Raw genomic sequence first — 12,655 nt, forward strand, 5'->3', positions numbered from 1 at the left:
AAGTCGTTTGTGCACAAACGACTTAATCCCCTCCGTCCCCTTTTTCTCCAGTCCAGGAACCGCGCGACCTGTTCCGGTGCGGGTAGATGGCAGGTGTCATGCCGACCGAACCAGCGGTAGCGGTTGCGTGCCAGCGCGCGATACGCCGCATCACGCCAGCCGCGCGGCACGAGCCGCAGCACGCCGGCCAGGCGCCAGGCGCCGCCCAGCCCCGCAAGTACGCGCAGGATCGCATCGGTATCGGTCCAGGCATCCTGTGCGTCCAGCAGCAGGAACGACATCGGGTCCTGCGGATCCAGCCCGTGCGCGCGCAGCATCGCGCTGCCCTTCTGCCCCTGCATCGCTGCAAAGCGGTAGCGCCCCCTGCGGTCGAAACGCAGCAGGAACCGCACCCAGCGGTTGCACAGTGCGCACACGCCATCGAACACGATCACCGCGCTGCCAGCCTCGGCGGCAGCGTCACCGCGGTTCGAGCCAACCTTCATAGCGGATCAGGGCTCCGGCCCCGGGGCAGCGTCACATCGACCAGGAAAGTGTAGCGCTCGCCCTGCCAGGCTTCACGGCAGCGCACACCGCCGAACCAACGCGTCGGCAGCGGCAGCAGCCCGAACGCCCAGACCCGGCGCACCGACCAGTCGATACCACCGTCGCGGGCCCGCAGCGCGAACTCGAAGCGCACCGCGCCCAGCTGCTCGCGCAGATGCCCGTCGTGCGCCCACAGCCGCGACACCATTGGCCAGCGCCCGAACCGCCGCGCCCACTGCTCGCCCTGCCGGTAGCGGTTGAACGCCACCTCGGTGGGCAGCGCGTCACCGTCCTGTGGCAACCGCGCCAACGCAGCCAGCAGCGGCACCAGCCAGTGCCGCCCCCTCACGATGCAGGCCTGCCCTGCGTAGCGGCACGGCAACGGCGCGGCATGCAGCGCCTGCACCGGTCCTGCCAGGGTGACGAAGGCCGGCCCCAGCACACGCGCGAACAGCGGCGGAGTCAGGGCGCGATCCAGGCCAGGGTCGCCATGCGCCCGGTGCGACGATCGCGCCGATGCGAATACAGGTCCGGGTCGGCCATCGTCGACACCGTGCCGCCATACACCTGTGCCGGGTCCATCCCCGCAGACTGCAGGCGCTGCCGCGCCAGCGCGAACAGGTCCACTTTCCAGTGTCCGGGACGGGTCGCGACGAACGCCCGCTCAGCAGCGGGATCATGGCCGACGAAGGCGTGATAGACCTCCTCGCCGATCTCATAGTCGGACGGCCCGGCGGCCGGGCCCAACCAGGCCCGCAGCTGCGCCGGCGGCGTCTGCAGGGCGGCCACCGTGGCCTCCAGCATGCCGTCGGACAGGCCGCGCCAGCCGGCGTGGGCCGCGCCCACCTCGCTGCCGTCGGCGGCGGCGAACACCACCGGCAGGCAGTCGGCGGTCAGGATCGCCAGCACCACGCCCGGCACCGAGGTTACCGCCGCGTCGGCCACCGGCTCGCTCGCGCCGGGCACCGGCGGTGCATCGAAGCGCAGCACGGTGCTGCTGTGCACCTGGCGCAGCCAGTGCGGCGCCGATGGCAGCGCCAGCCCCTGCTGCAGCAGCTGGCGGTTGTGCTCCACGTTGGCCGGGGTATCACCATCGGCCGCGTGCCGGTTGCCCAGGTTGAACTGCGCGAACGGCGCCGGCGAGATGCCCACACCGTGCCGGCGCGTGGTCAGCGCATGGACGCCTGCGGGCGCCGGCCAGTCGGCCTGCAGCAACGGCAGCGCGGCCGCCATCACCAGCGGTCCCGCTCGCGGGCGGCGAAGGCTTCGCTGTCTTCGCGCAGCACCTTCAGCAGGTGCAGCATGTCCTCCGGCACCGGCGCGGTGTTGCGCACCGGTTCACCGGTGATCGGGTGCGTGAACTCCAGGGTCTCGGCGTGCAGGGCCTGGCGCTTGAAGCCGCGCAGCGCGGCCACCAGCTCGTCGCTGGCGCCCTTGGGCAGCTTCAGCGCGCCGCCATACAGCGGGTCGCCGATGATCGGATGGCGCACGTGCGCCATGTGCACGCGGATCTGGTGGGTACGGCCGGTTTCCAGGCGGCACTCCAGCGCGGTGTGTGCCCGGAAGCGCTCGCGCAGGCGGTAGTGGGTCACCGCTTCCTTGCCGTCCTCACGCACCGCCATCTTCAGGCGGTCGCGCGGGTGGCGGTCGATCGGGGCATCGGCAGTACCACCGGCCACCAGTGCGCCCATCACGATGGCCAGGTACTGACGGTGCACGTCACGTGCCGCCAGCTGCTCGACCAGCGCGGTCTGCGCTTCCAGGGTCTTGGCCACCACCATCACGCCGCTGGTGTCCTTGTCCAGGCGATGCACGATGCCGGCGCGCGGCAGCACCGCCACCGACGGATCGCGGAACAGGAGCGCGTTGACCAGGGTGCCGCTGTGGTTGCCGGCACCCGGATGGACCACCAGGCCCACCGGCTTGTTGATCACCAGCAGGTGCTCGTCCTCGAACAGCACGTCCAGCGGGATGTCCTCCGGCTGGGCGTCGGTCTGGGTTTCCAGCACCGCGTTGAGGGTCACCACCTCGCCGCCACGCAGCGGATCGCGCGGGCGCACCTGGGCACCGTCCAGCAGGACCTCACCGGCCTTGATCCACTCGGTCAACCGCGAGCGCGAGTATTCGGGGAACAGTTCGGCCACGACCGCGTCGAAACGACGGCCCGCAGCGGTGTCGGGGACGATGGCCTGGCGGGCCGATTCAGAGGGTTGTTCAGACATGGCAGGGGGCATTCTTTGAAATTTTGGGGTCCCGGCGGCCGGTTTCAGTCGCTGGACAGGACACTAGGCTATCATCGACCCTTCGTATTCCAGCCGCGTCCCGCCTCGACCCCATGATCCGACGCTCCGCCATGCTCTCCGCGCCCGTCCGCCTCACCGCCCTGCTGCTGGTGCTGGTCATCGCCGCAACCGGCTGCCATCGCGGCGCCAAGAAGGGTGATCGCCCCGATGAAGGCGTGCCGGTCGAACAGCTGTACGAGAAAAGCCACAAGCTGATGCAGGGCGGCAACTGGAGCGGCGCCGAAGCCAGCTTCCGCCGCCTGGTGGCCCAGTATCCGTACGGTCCGTACACCGAGCAGGCGATGATCGAAACCGCCTACGCCCAGTACAAGGCCGGCAAGCACGATGACGCGGTGTCCAGCATCGACCGCTTCATCCGTACCTACCCGACCCACCGCAACATTGCCTATCTGTACTACCTACGCGGCCTGGCCAACTCCAACCGCAGTACGGTTTTCCTGCGCCGCGTATGGTCGCTGGATGCCAGCCGCCGCGACCTGTCCACGCCGCACCAGGCTTACTCGGACTTCAACATCGTGGTTGATCGTTATCCGAACAGCCGCTACGCCGCCGATGCGCGCCAGCGCATGCTGGAGCTGCGTGACGTGTTCGCCCAGCACGAGCTGGACAACGCCCTGTACTACATGCGCCGCGGCGCCTGGGTGTCAGCCGTGGGCCGCGCCAACTACCTGCTGGAAACCTACCCGCAGAGCGCCTTCCAGTACGACGCCGTGGCCGTGCTGGCCGATTCCTACACCCACCTGGGCAACAAGACCCTGGCCGACGACGCCCGCCGCGTCCTGCAGCTGAACCAGCCGGACCACCCGTGGCTGGAAGGCAAGTGGCCGAAGTACCCGTGGATGATCCGCAAGCTGAACCCGTTCGCCGGCGAGAAGTCCGCCAGCACCGGCCAGCGCAACGCGCGACTGGAAAAGAAGTAAGCGAGGGCCCCGAAAGGGGCCCTTCTTCTTTTTAGAGTCGAGCCATGCTCGACTGCTTTCCTCGTCCGCGTCCCCGCACCGGGGCCGGCACCTAGGAATGCTACGAATCCACGGCGGATGCGACGCCGGTCGCAGCCCGCCCGGGCACGGCCATCCACACTGCAGCGCCACGGCCACACCGGCCATCACGGAGCGCCCCATGGCCTCACTGCCCTGCAGTATCCGCCCTCTGTCCTGCCTCCTCGCCATCGCGCTGCTGGCGCTGGCCTCGGCGCCGCCGGCCGCCGCACAGGGCGCACCGGGCGATCTGCTGTCCGCAGCCCCCTATCGCGCCACCTGGGTGCCGTCCCAGGCCGCCCAGGCCTACAAACTGCACTACCGCACCCCGGATCACCGCGGGCAGCTGGCCGAAGGCACCGGCCTGCTGTACCTGCCCGCCGGCACGCCGCCCATCGGCGGTTGGCCGGTGGTGTCGTGGGCGCATGGCACCCAGGGCATTGCGGATCGTTGTGCGCCCTCGGTCTCCGGCCCCTACCAACCCGAACGCGACGGGCGCTTTCTCGATCGGTTCCTGGCACAGGGCTATGCAGTGGTCGCCGCGGATTATCAGGGGCTCGGCAGCCCAGGCAGCCATGCCTATCTGCATGTGCGCACTGCCGCGCGCAATGCCATCGACATGATCAAGGCCAGCCGCCAGTACCTCGGCAACGGGACGCTGTCGCCGCGCTGGGTGTCGGTCGGCCATTCGCAGGGCGGTGCCGCCGCGCTCACGGCGGGCCACATGGCCCCCATCTATGGTGGGCCCTCGCTGCAGTACCGCGGCAGCTTCACCACCGGCACGCCCACCGCAGTCGAACTGACCGCGCTGGTGATGAAGCCGGACAACCGCACCGCCAATCCGGGCGCGCTCAACGCGTATCACGCGTATCTGCTCGATGGCCTGCTGCAGGTCGCGCCGCAGATCGACCGCGTCCTCAGCGACGCCGGCCGCGCCCGTGTGGCCGTGGCACGCGAGCAGTGCCTGGGCGAACTGGCCACCACGCTGGACGGCACCGACACCGGCAGCATGTTCACTGCGCCGCTGGCCAGCGTGCCGGGCATCTGGGCGGTGCTGTACGACTATCTCGGCGTACCGCGCCGCGGCTTCAGCCAACCGCTGATGCTGGGCCATGGCAGCCAGGACCGCGATGTGCCCTACCTGACCACCCTGCTGTACGCCGCTGGGCTGGCCCTGCGAGGCGAGCCGGTCGCGTTCCGGCGCTACCCCGTCGACCACCGGGGCACGCTGGACGCGGCGGCGGCCGATGGCCTGGCGTTCGTACGTGCGCGGTTTGAGGATGACCACTTCAACGACGCTGCGGAAACCGCCGGCCTCGAACAGTTGCTCGACGAAGCCCGGTAGATCCACGCCGAACGAGGATGATCTTCGACCATCGTGCGGACCAAGCTCCGCACCCACCGGAGAGGGGCCAACGGGTTGCCGGCCAGCGGCCGGCACGACCCGCCAAGCGCTGCCTCAGCCCTTGTAGCCGTTGCTGATCGGGTAACGCCGCTCGCGGCCGAACGCGCGGCGCGAGACCTTCGGCCCCGGCGCGGCCTGGTGCCGCTTCCACTCGCTGATGCGCACCAGGCGCAGCACGCGGTCGACCACGGCTGCGTCGTAGCCGGCGGCCACGATCTCGCCGCGCGACTGCTCCTGGTCGATGTAGCGGTAGAGGATGCCGTCCAGCACGTCATAGGCCGGCAGCGAGTCCTGGTCCAGCTGGTTCTCGCGCAGCTCGGCCGACGGCGGGCGGCTGATCACCGCCGGCGGGATCACCGGTGCGCCGCCCACGGTATTGCGCCACTTGGACAGGCCGAATACTTCGGTCTTGTACAGGTCCTTCAGCGGCGCGTAGCCACCGCACATGTCGCCGTAGATGGTGGCGTAGCCGACCGCGTACTCGCTCTTGTTGCCGGTGGTCAGCAGCAGGCCGCCGAACTTGTTGGCCAGCGCCATCAGGATCACGCCGCGGCTGCGCGACTGCAGGTTCTCTTCGGTCACGTCCGGCGCGGTGCCTTCGAACATCGGCGCCAGCGATTCCATCAGGCCCTTGAACGCCGGTTCGATCGACACAGCCTCAAGCTTCACCCCCAGCGCCCGGCACTGCTCGGCGGCCAGGTCGTTGGACAGGCCGGCGGTGTAGCGCGACGGCAGGCGCACGGCGGTCACGTTCTCCGCGCCCATCGCATCCACGGCCAATGCCAGCACCAGGGCCGAGTCGATGCCACCGGACAGGCCCAGCCACACCTTCCTGAAACCGTTCTTGCGGCAGTAGTCCTGGATGCCACGGGTCACCGCGCGCCAGGCCAGCGCGTCCATGCTCTCGTCGCCGTCGTCCATCCACACATGCGGCATGAAGCGGCGCGTCTCACCGTCATACTCCACCACCAGCCACTGGTCGACGAAGGCAGCAGCGGCCGGGTGCACCGTGCCATCACCATCCGCCACCACCGAAGCACCGTCGAACACCAGCGCATCCTGGCCGCCCACCACGTTGAGGTAAGCGATGGCCGCCCCGCTCTCGCGGGTACGCGCGGCCAGCACGGCGTCGCGCTGGGCGTGCTTGCCACGCTCGTAGGGCGAAGCATTCGGCACCACCACCAGCTGCGCACCCGCGCGCATGGTGTCGGCCAGCGGCTCGGCGAACCACAGGTCCTCGCAGATCAGCAGGCCGACCGGAATGCCATTGACCTCGAACACGCAGCTGCCACCATCCGGATCGACGTCGAAGTAGCGGCGCTCGTCGAAGACCGCGTAGTTGGGCAGTTCGCGCTTGCGGTAGGTCTGCTCGACCAGGCCGTCACGCAGTACGCTGGCAGCGTTGTAGACCACCGCGCCAGCCGCCTGTGGCCAGCCGACCACGGCGGTGATGCCACGGCAGGCGGTGGCGATGCGGGTCAACGCCTGCTCGCACTCGTACAGGAAACCCGGGCGCAGCAGCAGGTCCTCCGGCGGATAGCCGCTCACCGCCAGCTCGGGGAACATCACCAGCTCGGCGCCGTACTCATCGCGCGCCTGGCCGATCATCTCGATGATGCGCTCGGTGTTGCCGGCGACGTCGCCGACCGGGAAGTCGAACTGCGCCATCGCGATGCGGATCGAAGCCATGGGAATCCAGCCTGTGGTTGCAATGCTTCCATTGTAACGCCGGGGTCAGATCCCTTTTGCATGGCAAAAGGGATCTGATCACACGCCAGACGCAGAAAGGCCGCCCAAAGGCGGCCTTTCTGTTTCAGGCAACCGGCCAGCGGCCGGCTCTACAGCATCGTCTGCGCGAGGCAGCCGATCTTATTTCACCAGCTTGGCGATGGCAGCGCCCAGGTCGCCCGGCGAGCGGACCGTGACCACGCCAGCGGCTTCCATCGCGGCGAACTTGCCTTCCGCGGTGCCCTTGCCGCCCGAGGCGATCGCGCCCGCGTGGCCCATGCGCTTGCCGGCCGGAGCCGACGCACCGGCGATGAAACCGACGACCGGCTTCTTCACGTGGTTCTTGATGTACTCGGCGCCGGCTTCTTCAGCGTCACCGCCGATTTCGCCGACCATGATGATGCCTTCGGTCTGCGGGTCTTCGTTGAACAGCTTCAGGCAGTCGACGAAGTTCAAGCCGTTGATCGGGTCACCGCCGATGCCGATGCAGGTGGACTGGCCCAGGCCGACTTCGGTGGTCTGCTTGACCGCTTCATAGGTCAGGGTGCCCGAACGCGACACGATGCCGATCTTGCCCGGCTTGTGGATGTGGCCCGGCATGATGCCGATCTTGCACTCGCCCGGCGTGATGACGCCCGGGCAGTTCGGCCCGATCAGCACGGTGTCCGGGTAGGAACGGGTCAGCACGTTCTTCACGCGCAGCATGTCCAGCACCGGGATGCCTTCGGTGATGCAGACGATGACCTTGATGCCGGCAGCCGCAGCTTCCAGGATCGCGTCGGCCGCGAACGGCGGCGGCACGTAGATGACCGACGCGTTGGCGCCGGTGCTCTGCACGGCGTCGGCAACGGTGTTGAAGACCGGCAGGTCGATGTGGGTGGTGCCACCCTTGCCCGGGGTCACGCCGCCAACAACCTGGGTGCCGTACTCGATCATCTGAGTGGCGTGGAAGGTGCCCTGCTGGCCGGTGAAGCCCTGCACGATCACCTTGGTGTTCTTGTTAATCAAAACAGACATGGGAATTTCCTTCGGTGTCGTGGATCAGGCGGCGTTCTTGACCGCTTCAACGACCTTCTTGGCGCCGTCGTTGATGTTGTCAGCCGGGATGATGGCCATGCCGCTGTCACGCAGCAGCTGCTTGCCCTCTTCCACGTTGGTGCCTTCCAGGCGCACCACGACCGGAACCTTGACGCCCACTTCCTTCACGGCGGCGATGATGCCTTCGGCAATCATGTCGCAGCGGACGATGCCGCCGAAGATGTTGACGAAGATGCCTTCAACCTTGTCCGAGGACAGGATCAGCTTGAACGCTTCGATGACGCGCTGCTTGTTCGCACCGCCGCCCACGTCCAGGAAGTTCGCCGGCTCGCCGCCGTTGAGCTTGATGACGTCCATGGTGGCCATGGCCAGGCCGGCACCGTTCACCATGCAGCCGATGTTGCCGTCCATGGTGACGTAGTTGATGTCCAGTTCCGAAGCGGTCACTTCGGTTTCATCTTCCTGGGACTTGTCGCGCATCGCGACCAGTTCCTTGTGGCGGAAGTTGGCGTTGTCGTCGCTGTTGAACTTGCCGTCCAGCGCGTACAGGTTGCCGTCGTCCAGGATCGCCAGCGGGTTGATCTCAACCAGCGCCAGGTCCTTCTCGTTGAAGATGCGGTACAGGTTCACCATGATGTTGGCGAACTGGCCGGCCTGCTTGGCGGTCAGGCCCATCTTGAAGCCGATGTCACGGCCGTGGTAACCCTGCACGCCCTCGACGAAGTCCACGTTCAGGGTGTGGATCTTGTCCGGGGTCTCGGCAGCGACCTGCTCGATTTCCATGCCGCCTTCGGAAGAGGCGATGTAGCTGATGGTGCGGGTGCCGCGATCCACCAGGACCGACAGGTACAGCTCCTTGACGATCTCACCGGCGGTGGTCACCAGCACCAGGTTGATCGGCAGCTCGACGCCGGCGGTCTGGTAGGTGGCCATCTTGGTGCCGAGCATCTTGGCCGCTGCGGCCTTCACGTCGTCGACGGTCTTGCAGAACTTGACGCCGCCAGCCTTGCCGCGGCCGCCAGCGTGGATCTGCGCCTTGACCATCCAGGGGCCCTGGCCCAGCGACTGGGCGACTTCAACCGCCTCGTCCGGGGTCGCCGCGACCTTGCCGGCCGGGACCGGGATGCCGTATTCGGCAAGCAGTTGTTTTGCCTGGTATTCGTGGAAATTCATGCGTCACCGTGGGAATAGGAACGACCGCACGCAATTCCTCAGGGCCCCTGGAAGAGGCACCGGCACGGACCGCGGCGGGCCCACTATTGTGGCCGAGCCGGCGCCGGGGCGCAAAGAAGTCTGTACAAAACGCCAGACCCGGCCAGATTTCCGCCGTCATTCAGGCAGTTGCGCCCGGGGGCCGGCTGGCCAGCGGTATCCATCCCAGGCCAAATGCGCGATCCGCGCCGCACCGGCGGGCGCCTGCCGGGGGCCCTATACTGGTCAACCAGGGTGTGCAGCGTCGGGGGTGCTCGACGGCTTCCACCGCAGGCCACATCGAAGCGACGTACCGCCCGGCCTCAGGGGACGCCGGGCAGGCCCGCCGCAGATTCCAGACCCAGGCAGCCAGAAGGGGAGTTCCGGCGTGTCACCCAGTGCTTCATTGATCGACCGCATCGAATCGATTCCGCGGCGTGAGCTGTATTTCTTCGCGCTGTACCGGGTCCTGATCGCCTCGGTCATCGCCGCCCTGCTCTACAGCCCCTTGTCGGCCATGGTCGGCGAAGCCCACCACCCGCGGCTGGCCGACACCGTCGCCGCCATCTACCTGGTGCTGTCGCTGCTGGCCTTGGTGATCGGCCGCAACGAACGCTGGCTGCGCCCGATCGTGGTCAGCGGCGTGCTGGTGGACATCGTCGCCGCCACCCTGCTGTCACATGCCCTGCCCGGTGCCAGCGCCGGCATCTCGATGTCGCTGTTGTTCAACATCGCCGCCGCCGCCACCCTGCTGCCGCTCAGCCTGGGGCTGGGCCTGGCCCTGGCCGCCAGCCTCGCCACCGGCGTGGAATACACCTGGAAGCTGCTGGAAGGTGGTGACCCCACCCGTACCCTGGCCGAACTGGCGATGTTCGCCACCAGCTACCTGGCGCTGGCCTTCATCAGTTACCAGGTCGGCAGCCGCGCGCGCCGCAACCAGCAGCTGGCCAACCAGCGCGGCGACGAAGTAGCCAACCTGTTCCAGATCAACGAGCTGATCATCCGCCGCATGCGCACCGGCGTGCTGGTGGTCGACGCCGACAACCGTGTCACCCTGGCCAACGAGGCCGCCTCGATGCTGCTCGGTGACAGCGACGGCAGCGGCGAAAGCGGCCGCCTGGACCTGGCCAGCGCCGCCCCGGAACTGGCCCGTCGCCTGCAGCGTTGGCGCAACGGCTGGGCCCAGGACGAACTGCCGCTGCAGCTCAACCCCGACCAGCCCGAAGTGCAGCCCCGCTTTGCGCGCCTGCTGGCCGGCAGCGAGCTGGCCCTGGTGTTCCTGGACGACTCCAGCGTGGTCTCGCGCCGTGCCGAGTCGCTCACCCTGTCAGCAATGGGGCGCTTCTCGGCCAGCCTCGCCCACGAGATCCGCAACCCGCTGGCCGCGATCAACTACGCGGTGCAGCTGCTGGAGGAAGGCACCGGCTTCAACGAAAGCGACCGCCGCCTGCTGCAGATCATCCGCCAGCAGTGCCAGCGCACCAACGGCATCGTCGAAAGCGTGCTGGGCCTGGCCCGGCGCGAGCGCGCCACGCCCGAAAACGTCGACCTGGCCGCCTTCGTGCGCCGCTTCGTGCTGGAGTACAAGCAGGGGCAGACGCTGGAGACCGACAGCATCGAACCGATCATCAACGACACCTCGGTGCTGGCCCAGGTCGACAGCAAGCACCTCTACCAGGTGCTGACCGTGCTGGTGCACAACGCGCTCAAGTACGGGCGCATCGGCCAGCAGCCGGCGCGAGTGCGCCTGCGCGTGGCGCAGCACGAGCGCAGTGCGGTCATCGACGTGATGGATCGTGGCCCCGGCATTCCCGAGAGCGTGGCCGCGCAGTTGTTCCGGCCGTTCTTCACCACGTCCGAGCACGGCACCGGGCTGGGCCTGTACATCGCCCGCGAGCTGTGCCGGGCCAACCAGGCACGGCTGGACTACATCCCGGTGCCCGCCGGCGGCTCCTGCTTCCGCCTGGTGTTGCCCGGCCCGCATACGCTGTTGCCCACCTGATCTCCATTCTGTGCGTCAAACATTTGTCGCTTCCAGCCCCCTCGTTTATCTTTCACGCCCATGAACGAAACCCGCAGCGCCCTCGTCGTCGACGACGAACGCGACATCCGCGAACTGCTGGTACTGACGCTCGGCCGCATGGGGCTGCGCATCAGTACCGCAGCCAACCTTGCCGAAGCGCGCGAACTGCTGGCCAGCAATCCGTACGACCTGTGCATCACCGACATGCGCCTGCCCGACGGCAATGGCATCGAGCTGGTCAGCGAGATCGCCCAGCACTACCCGCGCACGCCGGTGGCGATGATCACTGCCTTTGGCAGCATGGACCTGGCGGTGGAAGCGCTGAAGGCCGGCGCCTTCGATTTCGTCAGCAAGCCGGTGGACATCGCCGTGCTGCGTGGCCTGGTCAAGCACGCGCTGGAACTCAACAACACCGAGCGCCCCGCGCCTGGCCCTGCCGCCGAACAGGGCGCACGCCTGCTTGGCGACTCGCCGGCCATGGACGTGCTGCGTACCACCATCGGCAAGGTCGCGCGCAGCCAGGCGCCGGTCTACATCCTCGGTGAATCCGGCGTGGGCAAGGAACTGGTCGCACGCACCATCCACGCCCAGGGCGCCCGCGCGGCCGGCCCGTTCGTACCGGTCAACTGCGGTGCCATTCCCGGCGAGCTGATGGAGAGCGAATTCTTCGGCCACCGCAAGGGCAGCTTCAGCGGCGCCCACGCCGACAAGCCCGGGCTGTTCCAGGCCGCGCATGGCGGCACCCTGTTCCTGGACGAAGTGGCCGAGCTGCCACTGCAGATGCAGGTGAAGCTGCTGCGCGCGATCCAGGAAAAGTCGGTGCGCGCGGTCGGCGCCGCCAACGAGGAGCCGGTGGACGTGCGCATCCTCTCGGCCACCCACAAGGACCTGGCCGAGCTGGTCGAGGACGGCCGTTTCCGCCACGACCTCTACTACCGCATCAACGTGATCGAACTGAGGGTGCCGCCGCTGCGCGAGCGTCGCCAGGACCTGCCGGAACTGGCCGCGTCGGTGCTGGCACGGCTGGCCCGCAGCCACGGCCGCCCGACGCCGTTGCTGGCGCCGTCGGCATTGGATGCACTGGCCCAGTACGCCTTCCCCGGCAACGTGCGCGAACTGGAGAACATCCTGGAACGCGCGCTGGCCCTGGCCGAAGAAGACCGCATCGGCGCCGACGACCTGCGCCTGCCGCAGCATGGCCCGCGCACGCCCGGCAGCGCAGCGCACGCCGAGGCCGTGGTGGACCTGCAGCCCGGCAGCGCCGCCCTGCCCTCGTACATCGAACAGCTCGAGCGCAGCGCCATCCAGCGCGCGCTGGAAGAAAACCGCTGGAACAAGACCCGCACCGCCGCGCAGTTGGGGATTACCTTCCGCGCGCTGCGCTACAAGCTGAAGAAGCTGGGGATGGAGTAGAGCCGAGCCCATGCCCGGCTGCGCGGTGGTCGGGACCGCGCCATCCACGCAT

The 12,655-nt window shown here is 68.2% G+C and carries 9 protein-coding genes and 2 pseudogenes; 4 read left to right on the forward strand and 7 right to left on the reverse strand.

The annotated features are described in order from the left end of the window. Positions 1 to 50 precede the first annotated feature (50 nt). The 4 genes and pseudogenes from ACZ75I_RS15355 to rluD form a co-directional block, all read right to left on the reverse strand. Positions 51 to 485: pseudogene (locus ACZ75I_RS15355) on the reverse strand (thiol-disulfide oxidoreductase DCC family protein); the annotation flags it as partial. Then, positions 460 to 967, reverse strand: a pseudogene (locus tag ACZ75I_RS15360) (DUF4166 domain-containing protein). The pseudogenes ACZ75I_RS15355 and ACZ75I_RS15360, both read right to left, overlap by 26 nt. A gap of 20 nt (positions 968 to 987) precedes the next feature. Then, on the reverse strand, positions 988 to 1,758 hold the full coding sequence (pgeF, locus tag ACZ75I_RS15365; RefSeq protein WP_180867465.1) for a peptidoglycan editing factor PgeF: 771 nt from the start codon (positions 1,756 to 1,758) through the stop codon (positions 988 to 990). Beyond that, positions 1,758 to 2,747, reverse strand: a complete 990-nt coding sequence (gene rluD / locus ACZ75I_RS15370) for a 23S rRNA pseudouridine(1911/1915/1917) synthase RluD (protein WP_080376926.1) — start codon at positions 2,745 to 2,747, stop codon at positions 1,758 to 1,760. Before rluD ends, pgeF begins: the two co-directional genes overlap by 1 nt. A gap of 113 nt (positions 2,748 to 2,860) precedes the next feature. On the opposite strand from rluD, the gene ACZ75I_RS15375 reads away from it, so the two are divergent. After that, the gene (locus tag ACZ75I_RS15375) at positions 2,861 to 3,748 is read left to right on the forward strand and encodes an outer membrane protein assembly factor BamD (protein WP_032960726.1); all 888 of its coding nucleotides are present in this window, start codon (positions 2,861 to 2,863) and stop codon (positions 3,746 to 3,748) included. 199 nt (positions 3,749 to 3,947) lie between these two features. Then, a complete protein-coding gene (locus tag ACZ75I_RS15380) occupies positions 3,948 to 5,150 on the forward strand; it encodes a lipase family protein (RefSeq protein ID WP_472958223.1) in 1,203 nt (400 codons plus the stop codon). Positions 5,151 to 5,264: 114 nt separating this feature from the next. Here the strand turns inward: ACZ75I_RS15380 and ACZ75I_RS15385 are convergent, their stop codons facing one another. The 3 genes from ACZ75I_RS15385 to sucC form a co-directional block, all read right to left on the reverse strand. Next, positions 5,265 to 6,899, reverse strand: coding sequence for an NAD+ synthase (locus ACZ75I_RS15385; RefSeq protein WP_065178926.1), 1,635 nt, complete (start codon positions 6,897 to 6,899; stop codon positions 5,265 to 5,267). A gap of 180 nt (positions 6,900 to 7,079) precedes the next feature. Beyond that, on the reverse strand, positions 7,080 to 7,955 hold the full coding sequence (gene sucD, locus ACZ75I_RS15390; protein ID WP_005418610.1) for a succinate--CoA ligase subunit alpha: 876 nt from the start codon (positions 7,953 to 7,955) through the stop codon (positions 7,080 to 7,082). Positions 7,956 to 7,979: 24 nt separating this feature from the next. Further along, positions 7,980 to 9,149 (reverse strand): ADP-forming succinate--CoA ligase subunit beta, encoded by a 1,170-nt coding sequence (gene sucC / locus ACZ75I_RS15395; RefSeq protein WP_005418614.1) that lies wholly within the window; start codon positions 9,147 to 9,149, stop codon positions 7,980 to 7,982. 406 nt (positions 9,150 to 9,555) lie between these two features. On the opposite strand from sucC, the gene ACZ75I_RS15400 reads away from it, so the two are divergent. Next, positions 9,556 to 11,169, forward strand: a complete 1,614-nt coding sequence (locus tag ACZ75I_RS15400) for a sensor histidine kinase (RefSeq protein ID WP_061480577.1) — start codon at positions 9,556 to 9,558, stop codon at positions 11,167 to 11,169. Positions 11,170 to 11,229: 60 nt separating this feature from the next. After that, positions 11,230 to 12,603 carry a sigma-54-dependent transcriptional regulator gene (locus tag ACZ75I_RS15405; protein WP_472958224.1) on the forward strand — a complete coding sequence of 458 codons (1,374 nt, stop codon included), beginning with the start codon at positions 11,230 to 11,232 and terminating at the stop codon, positions 12,601 to 12,603. Positions 12,604 to 12,655 lie beyond the last annotated feature (52 nt).

The sequence above is a fragment of the Stenotrophomonas sp. X genome (assembly GCF_055721025.1).

What these genes read in the sequence shown, in the direction of transcription:
- ACZ75I_RS15405 (WP_472958224.1), top strand. Translation starts at nt 11,230, where the DNA reads ATGAACGAAACCCGCAGCGCCCTCGTCGTCGACGACGAACGCGACATC.
- ACZ75I_RS15380 (WP_472958223.1), top strand. Translation starts at nt 3,948, where the DNA reads ATGGCCTCACTGCCCTGCAGTATCCGCCCTCTGTCCTGCCTCCTCGCC.
- ACZ75I_RS15385 (WP_065178926.1), bottom strand. Translation starts at nt 6,899, where the DNA reads ATGGCTTCGATCCGCATCGCGATGGCGCAGTTCGACTTCCCGGTCGGC.
- rluD (WP_080376926.1), bottom strand. Translation starts at nt 2,747, where the DNA reads ATGTCTGAACAACCCTCTGAATCGGCCCGCCAGGCCATCGTCCCCGAC.
- pgeF (WP_180867465.1), bottom strand. Translation starts at nt 1,758, where the DNA reads ATGGCGGCCGCGCTGCCGTTGCTGCAGGCCGACTGGCCGGCGCCCGCA.
- sucC (WP_005418614.1), bottom strand. Translation starts at nt 9,149, where the DNA reads ATGAATTTCCACGAATACCAGGCAAAACAACTGCTTGCCGAATACGGC.
- ACZ75I_RS15375 (WP_032960726.1), top strand. Translation starts at nt 2,861, where the DNA reads ATGATCCGACGCTCCGCCATGCTCTCCGCGCCCGTCCGCCTCACCGCC.
- sucD (WP_005418610.1), bottom strand. Translation starts at nt 7,955, where the DNA reads ATGTCTGTTTTGATTAACAAGAACACCAAGGTGATCGTGCAGGGCTTC.